Below are 23,751 nucleotides of genomic sequence, written 5' to 3' on the forward strand. Positions count from 1 at the left end.
AATGCGATGTCTCTGAAAAACTGCGGTGGCTGATTCAGGGCTGCTTCGCAGCCCGTCGGGGATAAATCCCCTCACCACAGGATTCGCTTTAGATGTTGTCGGTAGTCAGGTGCAGTGCCATTTTGTCGAAGAGCAGCTTCACCCGCGTCAGCTCCAGTCGCGCCGTCGGCACCATGATTTTCACCCAGCGTTCCACCAGCGGGAATTGCTCCAGCACAGGCACCAACTCCCCCGCTGTCAGAGCATCGGCAACGATCGGCAAGGCCAGTTGCACAATCCCCTGGCCATCGCGGGCGGCGGCGCACAAATAGCCTTCATCGTTGGTGATTAGTCCCGGACGCACGTCCACTTCTATGCGCCCCTCGGGCGAGTTGAACGCCCAGATTGACCCGGCAAGGGAAAACGACAGACAGGGATGATCGACCAGGTCGCGGGGATGCAACAGCGCTTCACATCGCGCGAGATACGCCGGCGCCGCACACATCACCCGAGGAAAGGGCCGGATGACCTGCTCGACCACATCCGAGTAGGCCATCTGATCCATGCCGACCGAGATATCGAAGCCCTCCTCCGCCGGATTTCCGCCTCGGTCGGACGCAACTATTTCCAGCTGCACCATCGGATGCTCAGCACGGTAACGGGTAAACAGATCGCCAAGGCCCTGGCGGATCAGCACCGCCGGGGCTTTGATTCTGATCGGGCCTTCGATGGCGCCGGGGCTCAAGATCGCGCCACTGGCCATGTCGCTGTATGAGCGCAACAGATGCCGGGCATGAGTCAGGTAGCTTTGCCCGGTGTCAGTCAGTGTCAAACGGCGGGTTGAGCGGTCGAAAAAAGTGGTTTTGAAATCCCATTCGAGCTCGTCAACCCGCTTCATGATGACCGAGGGTGAGGTGTACAAGGTGCGCGCAGCGGCTGAGAAGTTACCGGTGTCGGCGGTGACGACGAAAGCCTTCAGCTTCAACAGCATGTCCATGGTGGAGCACTCAATATCAAGTAATGAGTTCGGACTCGATCGCGCGACGGATTTCAACGTTCGCCCACAGACGATCGTGGTGCGCCTGACAGCTTTCCCCCAACTTTCCGATGCCGTTGACCACGCACCAATGCTCCAGATAGAAGAGCGCGAAATCGGCGATGGTCATTTTTTCGAAGAGCCAGTCTTTACCGTTGATCTGTCGTTCTGCCCGGTCGAGCCCGGCCTGGAATATCTTCAGACCCTGCGCTTTCACCGCCGCATGATCTGCTTCGCTCGGCGCAAACTTCTCTGGCCGGCGAGCCCGAGTGTAGCCTTGCATGTGCACGGTAGATACCAAATATTCCGTCATTTCCAGCACACGAATCTCGCCTTCGATGTCCGTCGGGATCAGCTCTCGCTCAGGGTTCGTCCGGGCGAGATAGAGCGCGATTACAGGGAATTCGGTGAGCAGCGAACCATCGTCGCGAATCAGCGCGGGGACTTTGCCCTTGGGGTTGATCTGCGTATACGCCGCAAATTCTGGCGTACCTGCTCGCGCTGCTTTCTCGATTTCGAACGGCTTGCCGATTTCAGCAAGCAAGGCGTGGATGCCGATCTGGCAGGCTCCGGGCAAAAAAAACAGCTTCATAACATGTTCCTTATTGTGAGGTCGGCGTGGCAGCGCGGTGACTAGACGATGAACGTTTCGAGGACGCCGATACCGTCGACGCCCGCCTCCACCCGGTCACCCGGTTTGAGGTACCACTCACGCGGATCGGGCTTGTGGTGCAAAGCCACGCCTTCTGGCGTACCGGTGCTGATCAAATCGCCGGGCACCAGACCGAAACGCGACCAGAACGCGACCATTTCGGCGAAACCGAAAATCAGATCGCGGCAGTCGGAGTGCTGGCGCAACTCGCCATTGACCTTCAGCCACAACACCAGGGCTTTGGGATCCGGTACTTCGTCGGCGGTCAGAATGTAGGGGCCGATCGGACCAAACCCTGGAAAGTTCTTGCCGAGCATGATCATGCCGTTCTGCATCTCGCGCAGTTGCCATTCCCGTGCCGACAGGTCATTGAAAATGGTGTAGCCGAAAATCGCGCTGGCAGGATCGATGTCGCGGCGCGCGTCGATCGCCTTGCCGATCACCAGCGCGATCTCAACTTCGTAGTCGAAATCGAGCACATCGTCGGGTCGCTTCACCTGACTTTTATGCGGCACCAGCGTGCGCCCGAGTTTGATGAAACCGGTCGGGAAATCGCTGTGCAGTTTGCTGGCGTTGTCGGCATTGCCCTTCATCGACTCCAGCTTGTGCCGGCCAAAATTACGCCCGGCGCAGAAGATCGATTTTTCCGGCACAGGCGTAAGCCACTCAACGGTATTAGGGTCATCCAGCCACAGCGGATCCTGACGATCCGCCGCCCACCGGAGCAAGTCGCGGGTGGCGTCCATCGCGGCTGCGCCGCCCTCGATCAGAGCCATCACCGATGTAGGTGTGGTTGGGCCGTCTCGCACCGCCGCCGCCTTGGCGACATCTACAAGAAATTCAAACCCCGACGCGGCAGTGACGATCCCGAGCCGTTCAGGCCCTGCGGATGATTGATAGCGTGCGATCTTCATGCGTCGAGCCTGGCCAGAAGATGCTTGAGTAACTGCACTTCACTCGGGTCGAGCTTGCCCTGCACATCGGCCTCGCTCGACTTGCGGATGGCGATCAGTTCCAACACCGCGTGACGGCCATCGGCAGTCAACCTGACGGCAATACGACCGTCACTTGCGTCCACCTCCTCCAACAGGCCTCGTGTGATGAGCTGTTGCACGATCGCAGCGGAAATGCCCTGACCGCGTACCTTCTCGCTGCGCGCAACGATTTCCGGCATGCACAAGCCATCTTCACGACCGATGATGCTCAGCACCGCATATTCCTCGGCCGTCCACTGCCGCGATTCGAGCTTTTCAATCACGCTTTGGCGCGTGCGCAGGTAAGCATTGGAAACCTGATACAGCAGATCATCAGACGACAGGTTGCTGAACTCGTCTGCCGATTCAACGGCGGCGACGGCTTGCTTTGGCAGCAACATGCCGTAGCGGCCGCCATGGAACACCAGTGGCTTGCGCGCCGAATGGCCGAAATCGACAATCTCGCCGACAAAAATGACGTGATCACCGCCCTCGTACTGATAAGCGAGTTTGCAAGTGAAGCGCGCCATGCAGTCGGGTAGCAACGGCACGCCGTCCGGGCCACGATCCAGCGTGAGTCCTTCGAAACGGTCAATGCCTTTGCTCGCAAAGCGCGACGATAACGCTTCCTGGTCAGCGGAGAGGATATGCACGGCGAAATGCCCGTTGTTGCGGAAGGCATCCATGTTCAACGAGGTGCGCGCCAGGCTCCAAAGTACCATCGGCGGATCCAGCGACACCGAAGAAAAACTGTTCGCGGTCAAACCAATATCGACGCCGTCAGGCCCGGCCGTGGTGACAATCGTCACGCCCGTAGCAAAGGAGCCAAAAGCGTCACGCAGCGCACGGCTGTCGAAGCTCGGCCCGGCTTTGGAAGGATCTGTTTGAGTTGCTGTCTGTGTCGTCATGGTGAATGCCTCCAGTCTTCTTATTATCCAAACCGTCACGCTGCGAAGGGCCACCGAAGTGGCCCTGCTCCGCTACTTGGCGGCTCTGACGCGGGCTTTGTCCGCCAGATAAGTTTCCAGGGTGACCAACGGGCCGCGCTCGTGATCGAGCTGTTTGGTCGCAATGCCGCTGAACGCGGTGGTCTCGTTGAACCAGCATTCCTGCGGCGGCATTCCCCAGCGCAGCGCCAGGCCGGGCTTGCGCACGTCCCACGCAACAGGCTCGACCTCGATATCGATCAGCAGGTAGTGATCGCAGAACAACTCGACCCGATGGCCATCGGGATCGCGCAGGTAAACGAACAGCACACCGGCCGGGCCATGCCGACCCGGGCCTCGCTCCACGACATCGCCCATGCCCAGATTGCCGGCGATATCGCAGGCGCGCAGGATGCTGTGGGAGTCAGATACGGTGTAAGCAAAGTGGTGCAGACGCGGCCCCGGGTTTTCCAGAAACACGATGTCTTGGGTGCCGGGCTTGCGGAACATGAAAGTCGCAATCAACTTCTCGTCCAGCGCCATGTATTCGGAGATGCGAAAACCCATTTCTGCATAAAAATCGGTCTGCTCCTGCACGTTCGGCACTTGAATCTGGTAGTGGTCGAAGCGCATCGCCGCACCACCCTTGAAGTCCTGAAATTGCGTGTACACGCGCGGCGTCGTGGTCATCGTGGCGCAAAGCTGCACCGGGGTGCCGGCCGGGTCGTTGACCAGCAGCGTGCGGCCCTGATGCGGCACTTCGATCCAACGTGCCGGCAGGCCTTTGGACTTATAGAAATGCGCGGCCTTGTCCAGCTCTTCTTCGGTGTACACCCGGAAGCCGATCGCTTCGGCAGAATGCTCGCCGTCGTGGCGCTTGATCACCAGACTGTGGTGGCAAACCTCTTCCAGACCGCGGAAATACAGGGTGTCGGCATCGCGTTCGGTCAGTACCAGGCCAATGACCTGCTCGTAAAAATCGCGACTGGCTTCCAGGTCACGCGAAGTAATGACGGCGTGACTTGAGCGGGTGATATTGAACGGCGGGTAATAGACCGGTGTTGGCAATGGCATGTTGATTCTCCTGATGTCTTTTCAGAGCCGAGTGAAATCGGCCTCGTTGCTCAACTCGAGGGGGCCAGTCAACCGACCGGTCATGTTGTACCAACCAATATTGAACAGCAGCGCCACGCTCTGCTTTTGCCCGAGGCCGTGGTAAACGTCTTCCCAGACCTTGTCGCTGACCTGCGCCGGCGCTCGGGTTGCGTCCCGGGCCAGGCGCAGTACGGCCTTCTCCAGATCGGAGAACAGCGCGCTCTTTTCAAAATCCCACAGCGCTTGCATCTGTTCCTTTAGCACGCCTTCCTTGAGGGCTCGATTCCAATGCGGATCGTGTTCGTAATGGGTGCCCATGGTCTGGCACGCCATGACGATGGCCATCTCACGCAATTTCGGATCAATGCCACAGCCGTTGCGCACCGCGTCGGCCATGGGAATGAAAACCTCGAGAATCTCCGGGCAAGTCGCCAGAGTGCGAAAGATCTGCGCATTCGGCGCGTGGCCACGCTTGGCGCGCAGCAGGGCAAAGGCTTCGGGTTCGTCGTCGGGGGTGGGCAGCTGGATACGAGGCATACAAAACTCCGCACATTATTGTTTTAGTCAGCCGCCGCAGCGTGGCTATCAAGACCGCTGCGGAAGCTTTCGCTTATTGGCCGTTGATGCGCTGATCCCATTCGCTATTGCGATCAAGGAACGCCCACACACGGTCTTGCGCCTCGCGAGCACCGGGATAGCGTTCGCCACGCATTTGCGCGTTGCGCCATGGATCGCCCGAGAAAAATTTTTCGTACAGGTTCTGGCGTCCGGCAAACGACGAGCAGGACGCGTCCCAGGCCAGCCGCAACAGCTGCATTTTGCGTTCGGCGGGGATATCGGCCCCAGCGCAATAACGTTCGATGGCCGGGCCGTTTTCGCTGTAGAGATCCTCGACCGTTGGCGCGACCACCACGTTGCCAGCACCCAACAATTGCAGGATTTCCAGCGCTCGCGCATGCATCGCCGGGTATTGCGCGCGCACCACATTCAGCGGTTGTTCGTACGGCACAACGGTGCCACCGGGGCCTGGCACGCAGTCGATTTCAGCGACACGAATCATCGCGCGCAGGGTTTCGACATAAGCGACCAATTCCGACAGTTGCACCATGACGTTGGGGAAACGGCTGTGGTTCACTTCGGTCAGGTTGTAGGCGATGCCCAGCAGGAACTCCATCTTCGCCAGCGACCGCGTGGCGGACTGGTGCGAACCGTGCGGGCCGGATGGCGACTTCATCGCCGATTCAACCGCTTTGATGCTGCGATACATGAACACCCGTTCCCACGGGATAAACGCCTCTTCGAACCACAGCACGGCGTCCATTTCGTCCATGCGCCCGGTCAGCGGGTCGTTAGCGAACCGGCCCTTCGCTGGCAGCGAAGGACGGCAAATCATCTTCATCCCGGGGGTGTCGATCGGTGCTGCGAAACCCACCGCGTAGGCTTCGGCATCCGCCACCAGCGGGAATTTCGCCGCCGCCGGCATGATCAGCACTTCGTTGGCCAACGGGCCGAGGGTGGCCACCGAGCGTGCGCCGGACACGTAGATGCCGGCATCGGATTCGCGCACCACGCGCATGACCATGTCGCCCGGCTGCTCGAACATTTGCAGGCGCTTGTCGATGTCCGGCGACACCAGCGAGTGCGTCAGCGCGAGGTCGTTTTCGCGGATGAACTCATGGTATTTGAGAATGTTCTGGCCGAATTGCTCACCGCCGGCAGCGAACAGTTCGTGCGCCGAGGCATGCGCGCTGACCATGACGTTAAGGAAGTCCGGCGTGCGGCCCATCATGCCGCCGACAGCGTCCATCCAGGTCTTCATCATTTCCCGGCGCAGACGCAGATCGTCAGCCGAACGCGGCAGCATGAACGAACGACCAACGCGCGCACCGGAGGTCGGTGATTCGAAGGTCATCTTGTCCTGCAAGGCGGGATCGCACTGGATGTCGTACAGATCCGCGATGGATTGAATCGCGCCACGGAAACGGCGATCCACCGTCACGTCCTTGATGCGCTCGCCATCAATCCACACGGAGCGACCGTCTTGCAGCGAGGCGATGTAATCGGCCCCGTTGCGTACTCCGTTGCGGGCTCCACTCATGGCCATCGGTTTTTTGTTTGCGTTATTTTCCATGGGTCATGCTCCTGCATTTGAAACGTTTGGCCTGCGGCGGGACTACCCGGCGCAAGGCGAATTCGGCTGCGGTTGCCACACCTCGATAGTATTGAGATGGGGCACTTTTAAGAATTTGTGAATGGGCCGAAGAGTTGTTCCGAAATAGAAAAGAACGACGCTTCAGGTAGCGAGGCCAAACTCCGCCGCCAAGGCAAGAATGTTCCGCGCCCGCGCCATCACCGGGGCATCGATCATCCGGCCGTCGAGCACCACCACCCCGCCGCCGGCGGCGTCACCCAGCTGGCAAACGGCTTGCGCCCATTCGATGTCCTGCGCCGAGGGCGTGAAGGCCACCGCGGCTTCTGTGACCTGACTGGGATGAATCAACAACTGGCCACTGAACCCGTGTCGCCGCGCACGAGCGGCGTACCGGGCCAGGCCTGATTGATCACCGATGGCGGTGAACACGCCATCGACCGGCGCCGGCAATCGCGCCCGTTTGCTCGCGAGCACGATCATTGCGCGCCAAGGCAGAAACACCAGTTCTTCAGGGTCTGATTCGTCGGGGATCAGATCGAGTTCGACGGCCAGATCCAGCTTGCCGAACATTAACCGCGCGCAACCCGGTGCGCCGGCGATATGGGCCAAGGCGTCAATGCCTTGCACGGTCTCGATGATGCACAACTGCGGTTTGCCGGTGACATGATGGGCGTGCTGCACCTGCGCCGCGTTGTCGGCTTTTGGCAGCATCACGGCAGCGATGCCGGTGTGACGGCAGGCTGCCAGATCATGCTCATGCCACAGAGTGTCGGCGGCGTTGATCCGCACGACCACGCGCTCATCCGGATGCTCATCCAGCCAGGCCAGCAAGGCCAGACGCGCCGCCGGTTTGTCGACCGGTGCCACCGCATCTTCAAGATCGACCACGACGATGTCGGTGCCGCTGGCTAGCGCTTTACCAATGCGTTCCGGACGGTTTGCGGGCACGAATAGAAAGGTGCGTGCCCGCGCCAGATTCAATTGTCGAATCGCCATCACACCACCGTCCTGTCATGCAGTTCATCGGCACGGTCGGCGTAACCCAGTTCACGAAGAATCGCCGCGGTATGTTCCCCGAGTGCCGGCACCGGGCCCATGCGCGCGGGATGCTCACCGCCCATGCCCGGTGGTTGCAGTGCAGGTATCGGGCCTGCGGGCGTGTTCACGGTAGTCCAACGCTGACGCGCGGCGAGTTGCGGATGGTTCCAGATGTCGTTCATGGTGCTGACGTTGGCATTGGCGATGTCAGCGGCATCGAGGCGAGCCATTACATCATCAGCGCTGAGACTGGCAAAGTTGTGCTCGATCAATTTGCTCAAGACTTCGCGGTTGGCAGTGCGCAGCGCATTGCTGGCAAACCGCGCATCCGTGGCGAGTGCTGCGTCACCCAACAACTTTTCGCAGAACACCGCCCATTCGCGTTCGTTCTGCAGGCCGAGCATGACGGTACGGCCATCGCCGGCGCGGAACGGCCCGTAAGGGTAAATCGTCGCGTGCGAAGCACCCGTACGGCGCGGTGGCTCCTGCCCTTCGTAGGCGTAGTACATCGGGAAGCCCATCCACTCGACCATCGCATCAATCATTGCGATCTCGATGCGCCGGCCACGGCCGGTTTTGCCGCGCTCGATCAGCGCCGCAAGGATATTGGTATAGGCGTACATGCCCGCCGCAATGTCGGCGATGGAAATGCCGGCCTTGACCTGCTCTTCCGGTGTGCCAGTGATCGACAGGAAGCCGGCCTCGCTCTGAATCAGCAAGTCGTAAGCCTTTTTCTCGGTGTACGGGCCGCCCTCACCGTATCCAGAAATGTCACAGACGATCAGCTTCGGGTTTTTCGCAGCCAGTGCTTCGTACGAAAGCCCCAATCGGGCAGCCGCGCCCGGTGCAAGGTTTTGCACCAGCACATCGGCTTCGGCCAGAAGCTTCATCAGAATCTCCTGTGCCTCGGGTTGTTTCAGGTCGAGCGCAAGGCTCTCTTTCGAGCGATTGACCCAGACAAAATGCGAGGCCAGACCATCGACACGCGCGTCATAGGCACGGGCAAAATCGCCGCTGCCCGGACGCTCGACCTTGATCACCCGTGCGCCCTGATCAGCCAGATGACGCGTGGCCAAAGGTGCTGCGATGGCGTGCTCGAGCGAGACCACCGTGATCCCTTCTAGCGCAAGTACCGGTTGGGTAGATGCCATAACGGAGTCCTCAGAAAGAACGCGGCAGCCCGAGCAAGTGCTCGGCGACGTAGGAATAGATCAGGTTGGTGGAGATCGGCGCGACCTGGTACAGCCGGGTCTCGCGGAATTTGCGCTCAATGTCGTATTCATTGGCGAAGCCGAAACCGCCGTGGGTTTGCAGGCAAACGTTGGCGGCTTCCCACGACGCTTTGGCGGCGAGGTACTTGGCCATGTTGGCCTGGGCGCCACAGGGTTGGTGCGCGTCGAATAGCTGGCAGGCCTTGAAACGCATCAGGTTGGCGGCCTCGATCTCGATGAAAGAGTCGGCAATCGGGAATTGCACGCCCTGGTTCTGCCCGATGGGACGGTCGAACACCACGCGTTCGTTGGCGTATTTGACGGCGCGCTCCATGAACCAGTAACCGTCACCGATGCATTCGGCAGCGATCAACGTACGCTCGGCGTTAAGCCCATCGAGGATATATTTGAAGCCCTTGCCCTCCTCGCCAATCAGGTTTTCCTCAGGGATCTCCAGGCTGTCGAAGAACAGCTCGTTGGTCTCGTGATTGACCATGTTGGGGATTGGCTGCACGGTCAGGCCCTTGCCGATGGCGTCTTTGAGGTCGACGATGAAAATCGACATGCCTTCAGACTTGCGCTTCACCTCGGTCAGCGGCGTGGTGCGTGCGAGCAGGATCATCAGGTCGGAGTGCTGCACCCGCGAAATCCACACTTTTTGCCCGTTGACCACGTAGCGGCCGTCTTTCTTCACGGCGTTGGTTTTGATCTTGGTGGTGTCTGTTCCCGTGGTTGGCTCGGTGACCGCCATCGACTGGATGCGCAACTCGCCGGCGGCAATCTTTGGCAGGTATTTTTCTTTCTGCGCGGTGCTGCCGTTACGCAGCAGCGTGCTCATGTTGTACATCTGGCCATGGACTGCGCCGGAGTTGCCGCCGGAACGATTGATCTCTTCCATGATCACCGACGCCTCGGTCAACCCCAGTCCCGAGCCGCCGTATTCTTCCGGGATCATCGCCGAGAGCCAGCCCGCGCTGATCAGTGCATCAACAAAGGCCTCAGGGTAGGCCCGCTGCTCGTCGATCTTGCGGTGGTATTCGTCTGGAAACTCACTGCACAAGGCACGGACGGCGTCGCGGATTTCCTGGTGTTCATCGGGGGCGTAGAGCATGGTCATGTCGGTTTCCTGTCTTGTTTGTGGTGATCGCGGCGCAGCAGTGCTCTTGGCGCTCCTGCACAGCGGCACCTTTTTGAAAACGCTTGGGTGTCAGTCGAACGTGACTTCAGCTTTCATCGTCGAGCGCCTGTTGCAGTCAGTCCAAAGATCGGCGGTGCCCAGGCCGGTGAGCTGTCCGCACACTGCAAAGTCCGCCGTATCGAACAGCGGGCCGATCGCGCGGAAAGCGAAGCGTCGTATACGCTTGTTCGGGTGCGCCGCGCGAAAGCCTTCGAGCAGCAATGTCGCGGCCAGCGGGCCCTGCACGACGAGGCCCGGATAGCCTTCTTCCAGCGTGGCGTAGGGCTTGTCGTAGTGAATGCGATGGCCGTTGAACGTCAGTGCCGAATAACGGAACAGCAAGACCGGGTCGGGATGAATCAGTCGGCGGAATTCGCCTTGGCGCTCCGTCGCTTCGCCGGCAAGGGGCGCTCCTTGAGGCGCTGGTTGGCGGTAGACAATGTCCTGTTCCTCCACCACGCACACACCACTTTCACCAGAAATTTTGTGTTCGACGGTGACAAACAGCAGCTCGCCATTGCGCCCGGATTTGCGTTCGCAGCGCAGGATGCGCGAAACCCTGGTGACGGCTTCCCCGACGCGCAGCGGCTGCTCGAAGCTCAAGCGTCCGCCCGCCCACATACGGTTGGGCAGGTTCACTGGCGGCAGGAAACCGCCGCGTTGCGGATGGCCGTCGACGCCGATTTCGCTGTGTCGGGCATTTGGCGAGAAGTACACCCAGTGCCACAAGGGCGGCAATTCACAGCCTTCCTGCAGGGTGTCGGAATCGAGGTCGAGCGTCGCTGCCAGCGCTTGCGCAGTGCGTTGATCGATACGATCGCTACGCAGTTCCTCGCGGCCCACCCAATCGCTCAAGTCCGCGAGAGTCGCCTCATTACAGGCATTCATGGTCATCTCCTTCACGCCTCTTTACGCCGTGCCGCCGGCAAGTCGGTGCAGCTGCCGTGGGCAACCTCTGCCGCCATCCCCACGGTTTCACCCAATGTCGGATGCGGGTGGATGGTTTTGCCGATGTCCTCGGCGTTGGCGCCCATTTCGATAGCGAGGCACACCTCGCTGATCAGATCACCCGCACCGGTACCGACGATGCCGCCGCCGACCACGCGATGGGTGTGTGCGTCGAACAGCAGCTTGGTGAAGCCTTCATCGCGACCATTGGCAATGGCACGGCCAGATGCCGCCCATGGGAAAACCGCCGTCTCGACCTTGATGCCTTGGTCTTTGGCTTCTTGCTGGGTCAGGCCGGCCCAAGCCACTTCGGGATTGGTGTAGGCCACGCCGGGAATCTGCAACGCATCAAAGCGGCTGCGGGCCAGTTCGGCATTGTTCAAGGCTTCGCCTGCCGCGACTTCAGCGGCGACATGGCCCTCGTGAGCGGCTTTGTGGGCCAGCATCGGTTGGCCGACGATGTCGCCAATCGCGAAGATATGCGGCACGTTGGTGCGCAGTTGCTTATCGACGGGGATGAAACCGCGCTCATTGATATTGACGCCGGCCTTGTCGGCATCGAGCTGGTTGCCATTGGGTTTGCGCCCGACCGCGACCAACACCAGGTCATAGCACTGCGGTTCTGCGGGTGCTTTTTCACCCTCGAAGGTCACCCAGATGCCCTGCTCGCTCGCCTCGGCTTTCACCGTGCGCGTGTTCAACATCAGGTGATCGAAACGATGGCTGTTGTGCTTTTCCCAGACCTTGACCAGGTCGCGATCCGGGCCTTGCATCAAGCCGTCCAGCATCTCGACCACATCGATACGTGCGCCCAGGGCCGAATAAACCGTGGCCATTTCCAGGCCGATAATCCCACCGCCGACCACCAACATGCGTTTAGGCACAGACCTGAGTTCCAGAGCACCGGTTGAGTCAACGATGCGCGGATCCTGGGGCATAAACGGCAACTTCACGGCCTGACTGCCGGCGGCAATTACGCATTGTTTGAAGCGAATTACCTGTTTCTCGCCCGTCTGCTCCTGCCCGGAGCCGGAACACAGAGCGACCTCGATGCGCTGCGGATCGAGGAATCGGCCAACGCCGCGCACGACCTCGACTTTGCGCCCCTTAGCCATGCCGGCAAGACCGCCCGTGAGCTTGTTGACCACCGAATCTTTGTGCGCGCGTAACTTGTCGATATCGACCTTTTGGGCACCGAAGTCGATGCCCAGCGACGCTAGATGCGGAACTTCCTCCATGACCGAAGCGATATGCAGCAGCGCTTTGGAAGGGATGCAACCGACGTTCAGGCACACGCCGCCCAATGAGGCGTAGCGCTCGACAATGATGGTTATCCGGCCCAGATCGGCCGAGCGGAACGCAGCGGAGTAACCGCCGGGACCGCCGCCGAGCACCAGCACGTCGCACTGCAGCTCTGTGCCGCTGGCGGTTGCGGCCGCTGCTGCTGTTGGCGTTGGCGTTGGCGTTGGCGTTGGCGTTGGCTGAATCGCCGACCCATTCGATTCCAGCGTCAACAACACCGCGCCTTCGCCGACCTTCTCGCCAACCTTGACTCTAATTTCCTTGACCACACCGGCGGCAGAAGACGGTACATCCATGGTCGCCTTGTCGGACTCCAGCGTGCAGAGCGGGTCATCGACGGCCACCACATCGCCAATCTTGACCAGTATTTCAATCACCGGCATGGCAGCGGCATCGCCGATGCCGGGCATCTTCACTTCAATAAGCTGACTCATGGGCATTCCCTCACAGCGTAATTCGACGGAAATCTGCCAACAGAGCCGCCAGGTGCTGAAGGAAACGTGCCGCCGCCGCGCCATCGACGACGCGGTGATCCCATGACAGTGCCATGGGCAGAATGAGACGCGGCGCGAAAGCTTTGCCATCCCAAACCGGTCTGATTTGCGCACGGGTAACGCCGAGGATCGCCACTTCCGGCGCATTGATAATCGGCGTAAAACCGGTGCCGCCAATGCCGCCCAGGCTGGAAACGGTGAAGGTGCCGCCGCTCATGTCGGCGGGCCCCAACTTGCCGTCCCGAGCTTTTCGCGCCAGTTCGGCGCATTCCGTGGCGATTTGGCCGATGCCCTTTTTGTCAGCATCGCGAATGACCGGCACCACCAGACCGTTCGGCGTGTCAGCGGCAAAACCGATGTGGAAGTACTGCTTGAGGATCAGGATCGGCTCGCCGTCTTCGTTGCCCAGCGAACTGTTGAACGACGGGAAGGCTTTCAAGGTGGCGACGGCGGCCTTGATCAAAAACGCGAGCATGGTGTACTTGATCGCGTCCTTGCCGCCTTCCAGATTGAGCTGCACGCGAAATGCTTCCAGCTCGGTAATGTCGACTTCTTCGTTGTTGGTGACGTGGGGGATCATCACCCAGTTGCGCGCGAGATTTGCGCCGGAGATCTTTTTGATACGCGACATCGCGACCTTCTCGACCGTGCCGAATTTGGCAAAGTCGATGTCCGGCCACGGCAGCAGATTGAGCCCACCGGTTTGATCGGCACGCGGCGCGGAACTGTCCAGACGCAGCAGAGCGTCTTTGACGAAACGTTCGATATCTTCACGAAGCAGTCGCCCGCCCTTGCCGGTGGCAATTGCGCGGCTGACATCCACGCCCAGTTTTCGCGCATAGCTGCGTACCGAAGGGCTGGCGTGGGGTTTCGGCCCGGAAATACTCACCACTGGCGCAGGCGCTTTGGCGACGGCTGGCTGCGGAGGAACGTTGACGATGGGTTCGGCCACGACCGGGCTAATGACGGGCGGTTGCGCAACAGGCGCTTCATCAATCGCCATCTGCAACGTGAGGATCGAACTGCCCTTGGAAACGCGATCGCCTTCCTTGATCGTCACCGCCACAACGGTGCCGGCGCCTGGGCTCGGCACGTCCATCGAGGCCTTGTCCGACTCCAGCGTCAGCAGTGGGTCATCGAACGCTACTTTATCGCCCGGTTTGACCAATACCTCGATCACGGGCAGGTCTTTGAAGTCCCCAATGTCAGGGACATGAATTTCTCTGATTTCACTCATGACGTACCGTCGCCCAGAAATAGATCCGTTGCGCACTCACGCAACGGAGGGAGCGCTCATTGAGCGCGTGCGAAGAGAAAACCGCTTAGCGTGTCCACGGCGCCGGGCTATCACCTTTCAGGCCATAGCGCTCAATGGCCTCGGCCAGCACCTGACGCGGCAAGCTGCCGTCACGCACCAGACCGTCCAGTGCAGCCAGCGCCACTTGATGGCGATCGACTTCGAAGAAGCTGCGCAACGCAGCCCGGGTATCGCTGCGACCAAAGCCGTCGGTGCCCAGGGCAATGAAGCGTGCATCGACGTAACTGGCGATCAGTTGCGGCCAGGCGCGCACATAGTCGGAGGCGACAATCACCGGCGCGTTGCCTGCCAGCGAGGCGCACAGATGGCTGACTTGCTCAGGCTCAGTTGGATTCAGACGATTACGTCGCTCCACTTCCCGCGCTTCTCGTGCCAGTTCGCTGAAACTGGTGACGCTGAAGACCTCGCTCGACACCTGCCAGTCAGCTGCCAACAGTTCAGATGCCGCGATGACTTCGCGCAGAATCGTGCCGGAACCCAGCAGCCGCACGGTTCCACGCGACGCAGGTGCATGTGTCACGGCGTAGCGATACATGCCGCGAATGATTTGATCTTCCACACCGGAGGGCAAAGAAGGCTGGGCGTAGTTCTCGTTCATCACGGTGATGTAATAGAACTCATCGACATCGCGTTCCATCATCTGGCGCATGCCATGGTCGACAATCACCGCGAGTTCGCCCGCGAACGCCGGGTCATAGGCACGGCAGTTGGGAACCGTGGCCGCCACCACATGGCTGCTACCGTCCTGGTGTTGCAGCCCTTCCCCGCCCAGCGTCGTGCGCCCGGCGGTGGCGCCGAGCAAAAAGCCACGAGCGCGCTGGTCGGCCGCAGCCCAAATCAGATCGCCGACACGCTGGAAACCGAACATCGAGTAGTAGATGTAGAACGGCAGCATCGGTTTGCCGTGCGCGCTGTAAGACGTCGCGGCAGCGACCCACGAAGACAATGCACCGGCTTCGGTGATGCCCTCCTCCAACAGCTGACCGTCACGGGCTTCACGGTAATAGAGCATCGAACCGGCATCTTCTGGCTCGTAAAGCTGCCCGAGCGGTGAGTAGATACCGATCTGACGGAACAGGTTGGCCATACCAAACGTCCGCGCTTCATCGGCGACGATCGGCACGACGCGCGGCCCGAGTTCTTTGTCTTTGAGCAAACCGCCAAGCATGCGCACCACGGCCATGGTGGTGGACATTTCCTTGCCGTCAGCTTCAAAAGCGAAACGTGCGTAGTCCGCCAATGCCGGGATGGCGACGTGCTCGCTGCCCTTCTGCCGCGCCGGCATGTAGCCGCCCAGCGAAATTCGGCGCTCACGCAGATAACGCATTTCCTGGCTGTCTTCGGCCGGGCGATAGAAGCGCAGTTGCGCGACGTCATCGTCCGAGAGTGGCAGCGCGAAACGATCACGGAACGCCTTGAGTGCATCGACATCCAGCTTCTTGGCCTGGTGCGATGTCATGCGCGACTCTCCGGCGCCGCCCATGCCGTAACCTTTTTTGGTTTTGGCGAGGATGACGGTCGGCCGGCCCTTGTGCGCCTTGGCAGCGGCGAAGGCTGCATGCAGCTTGCGGAAATCGTGACCGCCGCGTTTCAGGGCATCAATCTCGGCATCGGACATGTGCGAGACCAGCTCTTTGATCTCTGGATCCTGCTGGAAGAAGTGCAGCAAGTTGTAGGCGCCGTCCTTGGACCCGAGCGTCTGGTACTGACCATCGACGGTTTGGGCAAAACGTTGCAGCAAGGCGTTGTTGGTGTCCCGGGAAAACAACGGATCCCAGTCCGAGCCCCAAATGACTTTGACCACATTCCAGCCGGCGCCCGTGAACAACGCTTCGAGCTCTTGAATGACTTGACCGTTGCCCCGCACGGGTCCGTCCAGCCGCTGCAAGTTGCAGTTGACGATAAAGGTCAGGTTGTCGAGTTTTTCCCGCGCCGCGAGCGTGAGCCCGGCGATCGATTCGGGTTCGTCCATTTCACCGTCACCAAACACGCCCCACACATGACGGTCGGCGGTTTCGGCCAAGTTGCGGTGTTCGAGGTAGCGCATGTAGCGCGCTTGATAAACCGCACTGATCGGACCAATACCCATCGAGCCGGTCGGGAACTGCCAGAAGTCCGGCATCAACCAAGGGTGTGGGTAGGAACTCAAGCCGTTGCCGCCGACTTCCTGGCGATAGTTGGCCAGTTGTTCCTCGGATAGCCTGCCCTCCAGGAACGCCCGGGCGTAGACACCCGGCGCCGAGTGCGGCTGATAAAACACCAGATCGCCGCCGTGACTTTCGTCGCGGGCACGGAAGAAATGGTTGAAACCGACCTCGAAGATTTCTGCGGCGGACGCATAACTTGCGATATGCCCACCCAGATCCCCGTATGCCTGATTGGCGCGCACCACCATGGCCAATGCATTCCAGCGAATGATTGACGTAATCCGTTCCTCGACAGCAAGGTCCCCTGGGTAGGAACCCTGCCGTTCAATCGGAATTGTGTTCCGATACGCCGAGTACGGGTGCACATGCGAGGTGATGCCAAGTGCTCTTGCGTGTTGCTCTAACTGTTTGAGCAGAAACTGGCCGCGCTCGGAGCCGCCATCGCGCACGACGGCCTCCAGCGACTCGAGCCATTCCTGCGTTTCATCCCGGTCGCTATCCAGTGAAGCCAACGACCCAGGGATCGAATTTTCATTTAGCGAACTCATATCTGCCTCCACTCTTGTTGTTGTTTGCTTAGAGATGAACCGACAGAACGTGCCGCCGTACTCAGCCTCATAACTGCAAATGAACCTGTTTCAAGACACCGTGCGAAAACCACCAACGGCTGCGTTGAGCGCGCCGCCCACCTGTTCCAGGCCGCGCACCGAGGCGTCGAGCAAGCCGCTCGCAGCAGTGCTTTGCTCAGACACTGCACGTACTCGTTGCATGCTTTCGCCAACCTGTTCTGCCACGGCGCTCTGCTGTTCTGCCGCCGCCGCGATCTGCTGACTCATCTGCTCGACCGTCGACACCGCCGCTGCGATTTCCTGCAGCGCTTGTGACGCTTGTGCGGCAAGCACCACGCTTTCGACGGTCAGGACTTGACTGCCCTGCAAGCGGCTGGCGGCGTGCTCAGCGACGATTCGCAACTGTTGAATGATGGCGGCGATGTCGTCAGTGGAGGTTTGGGTGCGCCGGGCCAGGTTGCGTACCTCGTCGGCGACTACAGCAAAACCACGACCGTTTTCGCCGGCCCGTGCCGCTTCAATCGCTGCATTGAGGGCGAGCAAATTGGTCTGCCCGGCCAGGGCACTGATTACGTCGAGTACCTTGCCGATCGCTGCGCTCTCGTTGAGCAACGAGCCCATGGCGTCGGAACAGCCGCTCATTTCTTCGGCCAGGTGACCGATCTTGCTGGTCGCCTGATGCACCAGTGCTTCGCCTTTGCGCGCCTGATCATTGGCCTGTTCGACGGCGTGGCGGGTCTGACTGGCATTGCGCGCGACGTCCTGGGCCGTTGCGGCCATCTGTTGCATCGCGGTGGCCGCCAGCTCGGTTTCTTCACGCTGCGAGTCGACGCCTTGACGCGTACGCTCGGTGACCTGCACCAGACTGTTGGCGGCGTGGTTCAACTGCCCGACGCCCTGGCCAATCCGGCCGATCAGCCCACGTAAACTTTCCAGCATGACGCCGACGCTGCCGAGCAGCTGGCCCAGCTCATCGCGGCGTCCTGCGGCATCGATCTGCGCGCTGAGATCGCCCGACGCTACGCGGCGAGTCAGCTCAACCGCTTGACGCAACGGTTGCAGAATCAAGTGACGAATCAACAGACTCGCGCTGATGCCAAGGGCGAGCGCCAACAGCACCATCCCCGCCAGCAACCGCGATACCCGCTGACCCATTGCCTGCGAGGCTTGAACCTGTGTGGCGCGAACTTCGCGGAGCAATTGACTGACTTTGTCAGCTGCGCCGTTCATGGCCACCTGGCTGTCGCTGGTTTGCTCACGGCTTGCGGCGTAACCATTGAACGCGGCGCGGTATTCATCCAGCGCTGTACGAGCCTGGGTCAGCGATTCGCGCTCGGTGCCTTCGAGGCGCAGTTCGAGGTTTTCCATGTAAGAGCGCAGTTCAATGACACGCGCTTCCCAGGCGTTACGCTCTTCGGTGCTGCCTTGTAGAGTGAAATAGAGTTCGCTGTCACGCAGGTTCGCCAATTTGTCGCGCAGCGTGGAGGCTTGCTCCAGTTGCAGCATGCGTACCGCGTCCGCCGGCTGAGTCCGCGAGGCCAGCAAGTTGACCGCGTCGAGTTGATCGAGCATTACCACGGTGAAACGCTCGCCCACCACTTGCGCCAGTTGCTGCATGCGCAGGCGAGCCTCGCGGGCATCGCGCTGCGCCTGGGCATACCGTTCGAACTGGGCGAGATAATCGTGGGTGGCTTCTTTGGAGGCGCCCTGCCCGCTGTCCATTTGCGATTTTTCCAGCAACGCCACCAGCTCGGCGGTAAGCCCGGCGACCTTATTAGCTTCGTCCTCGGCCAGGTTCAGGCCGAACGCCTTGACCGCGGCCTGCGCTTGCAGAATCAACGACTCAACGGCGGCGACGTCGTTCATCTTCCTGGCGCGGGTTTCGAGTACGTTGAAGGCGTAAAACGCAGTCGCGGCTACGGCTAATGTCGACAACAACACCAAGCCAAAACCCAGCCACAGTTTGCTGCCAACCGACAGGTTGCCGAGTGCGCGGCCCATCACCGGAACGCACCTTGGCACGCTGGTGAGGCAAATCTGAACCCGAACGGAAACGGCAGAGAACACCAAGGCAAACTGAGCATATGAGGGCTTCTTTTTGTTGTTTTTTTGGATTCAGAGGCGCTGCATTTCTTACGTTTGGAGCCTATCGCGTAGGCATGTGGCTCGGCCAATGGCCAATAAAGATGGGAGTCAGTTGAAACGCTAATAGCCTTGGATTTACGCGGGAGCCGCCGCATTGCACGAGCGGCTCATGGACGACATTTCACAGAGTTCCTGTAGGAGCTGCGGCACGCTGCGATCTTTTGATCTGTGTTTTTAAGATCAGAATGAAAAGATCGCAGCGTGCCGCAGCTCCTACAATGGATCGCGGGTTGGCAGGGAGTGCCTTAGTCGGAAAGGGTTTTCTTGGCTTCCTTGAATTGCGCATATTCCCTGCGGACAAACGTTTCGAACGTCGTCGGCGCGCGGCCCAACAGAAAAGACAGCACATTGGAATTACCGACAAAGTCGTGGTTACTGTAATGCCTGGCGATCGCCAGGTTCATCCGCAACATATGTTGAAGCGCTTCGGGCTCAAGATTGCCGAAACGTTCGCGGACAAACACCTCGACATCGAAGCGTTCGACTTTGATCTCGCGCCCCACCACTTGCGAAGCAACCGCGCCAATCTCGTGCGCAGTGAACCGTCCGGGGCCGACCAGCTCGTAGGTGGCCCCGCCGTGACGTTTGCGATCAGACAACACCAACGCAACCACGTCCGTAAAGTCTTCCAGATCGACCATCGACTGGCGTCTGTCCAGTGACCACGCCAGGCGGAACACGCCTTCTTCAAACACCGCTTTCAATCGTGTCGGCAGCATGTAATTGGCGGGTTGCAAAATGGTGTATTCGAGCCCGGAACACAGTAGGTGCTCTTCAATGTCGCGCTTGATTTCGTGCTGGATCAAATCGCTGGCGATGGCGTGCAGCACAGAACTGAACACGAAATGCTCGACGCCCTCTGCTCTGGCGGCATCAATCATGGCGAAGCCCATCGCGCGTTCGTCGTGATGCAGCGTCGGGCCGATGTGGTACACGCTTTTGACGCCCTTCATGGCTTGGGCAATAAACGCCGAATCGGCGAGATCGCCTACCCGCACTTGGTGTACGCCGAGCTTGTGCAGTTGCTCGGCGGAGGATTCGGTTCTGACGCAAGCCCGTATTTGATGGCCGGACGCGAGCAGTTTGGGCACCAGCCGTTTGCCCTGGTTACCGTTGGCCGAGGTGATAAGAATCAAAGGATTTATCTCCTGAAAGGAAACCATGGCGCGATCGATACAGGGTTTTCAACGCCACAGGTGAAGTGCGCCCTACCCTTTGAAGAGCACGGCGCACACCAGGATCAGCTGAGTTTGACGGGGAGTTGCAGGTAGGAGGCGTGTTCACCGCCGGTGTGGATCACGTGTTCGCCGCTGTTGGCGCCGGTGTACTCGGCGATGCCGGGCATCATCGTTCCCATCAAGTTGCGCGAGCTGATGACGAAGCGCAGCTGTTCGCCGGGGTAGAACTTGATGCCGAGCGGCAGCAGGTCGATCTCGACATCGACGATCTCGCCCGGAGCGAGTTTTTCCACGCGATCAAAGCTGTGGGCCGGCACGTCCACGCTTGAAAGCGCTTTATCCAGATGCCGCGCCGAGACACGCAAGCGGCCGTCCGAGCCTTTGTAGCGAAGAATGGTCGCGCCGTGATCGGTGAGATCGTGAATCATCGCGCTGTTATTAGGCGTGGTGAACTGCTGCAGCGGCGTGCCATAGGCATCGAGTTTCTGCACCAGCACAAACAAGTCCATGTCGTCGGCGCCTTTGGCTTCTACCCAAAGGTGCGCTTTGGGGTAGCCGACCAGCTCGGTGACCTGATCGAAACGGGTGATAAATGAAACCGCATTCGGGTTGTTGGCAACACCATAGGAAACCGCGACATCGGCCGCTGGTGCTTCGCAGGTCAGCGTGCGCGAGCGACCGTCAAGGTAGAACCTGGTCGATACCGCGCCTTGTGGCGGAAACTCTTCAGCCGCGACGTTAACCTGGTCGCCGCCTTCGAAGTCGTGCACGGCGTAACGCACGCGAGGGGTGGATTCCCAGTCGTTAGCCTGGCCTTTGAGGTAGCGGTCAAAGAAGCGCCGCAGGTCATCGACGTTCGCTTCGTCGTAGTAATCCGGCCACTCTTGAGTGTTGTGGATGCGCAGCCATTTGTCCTGCGAAGCAATTCGTCGCCACCCGCGGAACGTACCGGCGGTGTGCAGCGTGTTGGAATAGCTGGCGACGATGTACGCTGGCACATTGATGCGTTCGAACTCTGGAATCTTGTTTTCCCAAAGTTCGTTCATCAACGGGTAGCGCGCGGCTTCAGCAAGGATGTCTTCCTTGTTGTTCTTTCCGAAGAAACTGCCGTTCTGCAACAGCCCGGCGAAGGCGAGATCGGGCATGCCGCCACGCAGCACCAGGTCGCGGTACACGTCACTGACACCTTCCCACGGGTTGATCGCTTTCAGCGCCGCAGGCTGCTCGGCGGCGGTAAACCACTGCGAAACGGCCAGGTACGAGGTGCCGCTCATGCCGACATTGCCGCTGCACCACGACTGCTCCGCGAGCCAGTTGATCAGGTCGTGGCAATCGCGACCGTCCTGACGATCCCAAAGCACGCTGTTGCCTTCGGAATCAACGCAGCCGCGAATGTCCGGGTTGCAGATCGCGTAACCGTTGGCGCACCAATACGCAGGATCCGGCGCTTCGAACTTGGCTAGCCCCGACACGACATTGTTGTTCAAACCGACCAGACCAAACACGCCCATCACACTGACGGAGGTGCCCTGCCCTTTGCCGTAAGGACTCCACGCAACAATCACCGGCACTTTTTCGCTACCGGCCGGGCGGAACACGTCGACGTAAATCGTCACGCCATCGCGCAACTGCACCGCGACGTCCTTCTCGAACACGATGTCGACGGGGATCGGGCGAAACTGCGGTGCGATCTGAAAGCCCTTTTCCAGCGTGCGCGTGCCCGGCTCGAAAGCGGTCAACAAGCCGGTTCGGGCAGGTGGCAGTGGCGTCGACGGTGTGTAAATTTTTTGCGTATCGCTCATGGAGAGACTCCCTTGTCTGGCGCCGGTACTCACCGGGGGCAATTAATTCATTGGTCAATCAAGCTTTAGAAAAACAGCGTGAAACTGGCTTGCAGGTTGAGGGCGTCTTTGACGTCCGGACTGAACGCCGGATGTTCGACGTAGCTCAGCCCCGCGCGTACATAAGTGCCGGCGGCAACGCGCATGTTGTAAGCGAGCGTTGTCGATTTCGAGTCGTCGGCATTGGACACATGCACCGTATCGAGCTTTTTGTTGGCGTCGTCGCTGTAGCTGGTGTAGCCGTACTCCAGCATCACCATGTCGAATGGACGCGAGTCCAACGGCCCTTTGGCAAACACGCGCAAGCCGTAATAAAGGTCAAACAGGTTGCGATCTTCAGGCGCGGTCATCCAGGTAAATCCGGCGTACAAGCCACGGGAAGCGATGGCACTGTCGAATTGGTAAAACTGGTAGTCGCCCAGCACGTAGCCGGCGTAGTTGTCATCACTGCGCTCGTTGCTGAGGAACTGCGTGTATTCGGACGTGTTATGGATGTAGCCGCCTCGCAGCCACGCGTACGGTGTGCCCGGCGCAGAGGCGCGTTTGTAGCCGAGCTCATCGATGTACAGCGCGCTGGCGTGATCGACGTGCAAGTCGAGCTCGCCTGCATGACGGTCGATCTCCGGCCCCATGCCGTCAGGACTGATAGAGCGTTGAACGCCGAATTTGTTATAGAAGTTGCCGTAATTCAGCGTGACGTTGGCTGCCGGGCTGGACACCGGTGCGTGGCTCAACCCCACTTGAAACGGGATCACCGCTTGTAAACCCTGAGTGCCGCCCACCAATGTGCCGCCGGTAAACGGGCCGATAAATTCCAGGTCGTTGGGCAGCACGCCGATTTTGAATTCGACGGTTTTATCCCACAGGCTCTGGTAGTAGGCGATGCGCGTGTAGCTGAACTTTGACGACGGATTCACTTCATCCCAGCTGGAGTAGTAGCTGCCCACTCCAAAAATAAACTGCCCATTGTCGAGGCCGATCCGCCCCAGATCGTAAGTAAATCCGACCAGCAGATTTGACGAATAGGTCGGGCGCTCACCGCCATAAGCCTGTGGTTTGTGACGGTCGTGATCGAGGTAGTTATTGGCGAAGGTGGTCATGTTCAACATGTTGAAACCAATGCCGTAATCGGCCAGATCACTGCGAAAGCCGCCGGCGTCACCGAGAATGCTTTCCGACGGTGGCGGCAGCTCGGTCAATTGTCCGTGTTCAACCAGTGCATCGATCTTCGCGAACTGTTTTTTGCGTTCGATGATGTGGCCCAGCAATTGGCTGTCGGGCAAGGCTTTTTGGGTAGCCGCCTGATCGAGGCTTTTAGCCGGTTGCTTCAATTCCGGGGCAACCTGCCCCACAACGTTTTGCGGCGTCGGGTTTGTTTCAGCACGGGCATTCAGCGAGTGAGCCGCCCAGATTGCCAACAGTGCCGCCAGCGTCACGCGGACAAACTCAGGCGCATGCTTACGGATTCGGTTCGTCCCGTTTTGATGGGGCCGCATACAATTTCCTTTTATTCTTATTTTCGGTAGTCATTAGCGTTATAGCCGGCCACGGCGCAGGCACGCACGGTGG

At 59.8% G+C, this 23,751-nt stretch carries 18 protein-coding genes and 1 pseudogene; all 19 read right to left on the minus strand.

Annotated features, from left to right (window positions below; all coding sequences use genetic code 11):
* Nucleotides 1-88: 88 nt before the first annotated feature.
* Entirely contained in the window at nt 89-976 is an 888-nt protein-coding gene (locus ACIP66_RS03450; protein WP_400645435.1) for a LysR family transcriptional regulator, read from the minus strand.
* Between the two features lie 16 nt (nt 977-992).
* A complete protein-coding gene (locus tag ACIP66_RS03455; RefSeq protein WP_400645438.1) occupies nt 993-1,607 on the minus strand; it encodes a glutathione S-transferase family protein in 615 nt (204 codons plus the stop codon).
* Between the two features lie 41 nt (nt 1,608-1,648).
* Complete coding sequence (locus ACIP66_RS03460) at nt 1,649-2,581, minus strand: fumarylacetoacetate hydrolase family protein (protein WP_400645440.1); 933 nt, start codon at nt 2,579-2,581, stop codon at nt 1,649-1,651.
* Nucleotides 2,578-3,549, minus strand: a complete 972-nt coding sequence (locus ACIP66_RS03465) for a flavin reductase (protein WP_400645442.1) — start codon at nt 3,547-3,549, stop codon at nt 2,578-2,580. The genes ACIP66_RS03460 and ACIP66_RS03465 overlap by 4 nt, the downstream gene beginning before the upstream one ends.
* Before the next feature lie 72 nt (nt 3,550-3,621).
* Complete coding sequence (locus tag ACIP66_RS03470; protein WP_134421489.1) at nt 3,622-4,641, minus strand: VOC family protein; 1,020 nt, start codon at nt 4,639-4,641, stop codon at nt 3,622-3,624.
* 21 nt (nt 4,642-4,662) lie between these two features.
* On the minus strand, nt 4,663-5,199 hold the full coding sequence (locus ACIP66_RS03475; protein ID WP_282351990.1) for a carboxymuconolactone decarboxylase family protein: 537 nt from the start codon (nt 5,197-5,199) through the stop codon (nt 4,663-4,665).
* 73 nt (nt 5,200-5,272) lie between these two features.
* Nucleotides 5,273-6,793, minus strand: a complete 1,521-nt coding sequence (locus ACIP66_RS03480) for a 4-hydroxyphenylacetate 3-hydroxylase family protein (RefSeq protein WP_017337763.1) — start codon at nt 6,791-6,793, stop codon at nt 5,273-5,275.
* A 162-nt stretch (nt 6,794-6,955) separates the two neighbouring features.
* A complete protein-coding gene (locus ACIP66_RS03485) occupies nt 6,956-7,810 on the minus strand; it encodes an HpcH/HpaI aldolase/citrate lyase family protein (protein WP_400645447.1) in 855 nt (284 codons plus the stop codon).
* Nucleotides 7,810-9,003, minus strand: a complete 1,194-nt coding sequence (locus ACIP66_RS03490) for a CaiB/BaiF CoA transferase family protein (protein WP_400645450.1) — start codon at nt 9,001-9,003, stop codon at nt 7,810-7,812. Before ACIP66_RS03490 ends, ACIP66_RS03485 begins: the two co-directional genes overlap by 1 nt.
* A 10-nt stretch (nt 9,004-9,013) precedes the next feature.
* Nucleotides 9,014-10,174, minus strand: coding sequence for an acyl-CoA dehydrogenase family protein (locus ACIP66_RS03495; protein WP_127195642.1), 1,161 nt, complete (start codon nt 10,172-10,174; stop codon nt 9,014-9,016).
* Between the two features lie 96 nt (nt 10,175-10,270).
* On the minus strand, nt 10,271-11,128 hold the full coding sequence (locus tag ACIP66_RS03500) for a MaoC family dehydratase N-terminal domain-containing protein (RefSeq protein WP_400645453.1): 858 nt from the start codon (nt 11,126-11,128) through the stop codon (nt 10,271-10,273).
* A gap of 11 nt (nt 11,129-11,139) precedes the next feature.
* A complete protein-coding gene (gene lpdA, locus ACIP66_RS03505) occupies nt 11,140-12,924 on the minus strand; it encodes a dihydrolipoyl dehydrogenase (protein WP_400645455.1) in 1,785 nt (594 codons plus the stop codon).
* Nucleotides 12,925-12,934: 10 nt separating this feature from the next.
* Entirely contained in the window at nt 12,935-14,221 is a 1,287-nt protein-coding gene (locus ACIP66_RS03510; protein ID WP_400645457.1) for a dihydrolipoyllysine-residue acetyltransferase, read from the minus strand.
* An 85-nt stretch (nt 14,222-14,306) separates the two neighbouring features.
* Nucleotides 14,307-16,997, minus strand: a complete 2,691-nt coding sequence (mdeB, locus tag ACIP66_RS03515) for an alpha-ketoglutarate dehydrogenase (protein ID WP_400645460.1) — start codon at nt 16,995-16,997, stop codon at nt 14,307-14,309.
* Between the two features lie 90 nt (nt 16,998-17,087).
* Nucleotides 17,088-17,957, minus strand: a complete 870-nt coding sequence (locus ACIP66_RS03520) for a methyl-accepting chemotaxis protein (RefSeq protein WP_400645606.1) — start codon at nt 17,955-17,957, stop codon at nt 17,088-17,090.
* Nucleotides 17,952-19,019: pseudogene (locus ACIP66_RS03525) on the minus strand (HAMP domain-containing protein); the annotation flags it as partial. The gene ACIP66_RS03520 and the pseudogene ACIP66_RS03525, both read right to left, overlap by 6 nt.
* 389 nt (nt 19,020-19,408) lie before the next feature.
* Nucleotides 19,409-20,299: an SDR family oxidoreductase gene (locus ACIP66_RS03530; RefSeq protein WP_400645461.1), complete on the minus strand. Its 891-nt coding sequence runs from the start codon at nt 20,297-20,299 to the stop codon at nt 19,409-19,411.
* A gap of 104 nt (nt 20,300-20,403) precedes the next feature.
* Nucleotides 20,404-22,143 (minus strand): CocE/NonD family hydrolase, encoded by a 1,740-nt coding sequence (locus ACIP66_RS03535; RefSeq protein ID WP_400645463.1) that lies wholly within the window; start codon nt 22,141-22,143, stop codon nt 20,404-20,406.
* A 65-nt stretch (nt 22,144-22,208) separates the two neighbouring features.
* Nucleotides 22,209-23,678 (minus strand): carbohydrate porin, encoded by a 1,470-nt coding sequence (locus ACIP66_RS03540; RefSeq protein WP_400645466.1) that lies wholly within the window; start codon nt 23,676-23,678, stop codon nt 22,209-22,211.
* Nucleotides 23,679-23,751: the final 73 nt, after the last annotated feature.

The sequence above is a fragment of the Pseudomonas sp. NPDC088429 genome (genome assembly GCF_044753305.1).
GTDB lineage: Bacteria > Pseudomonadota > Gammaproteobacteria > Pseudomonadales > Pseudomonadaceae > Aquipseudomonas > Aquipseudomonas rustica.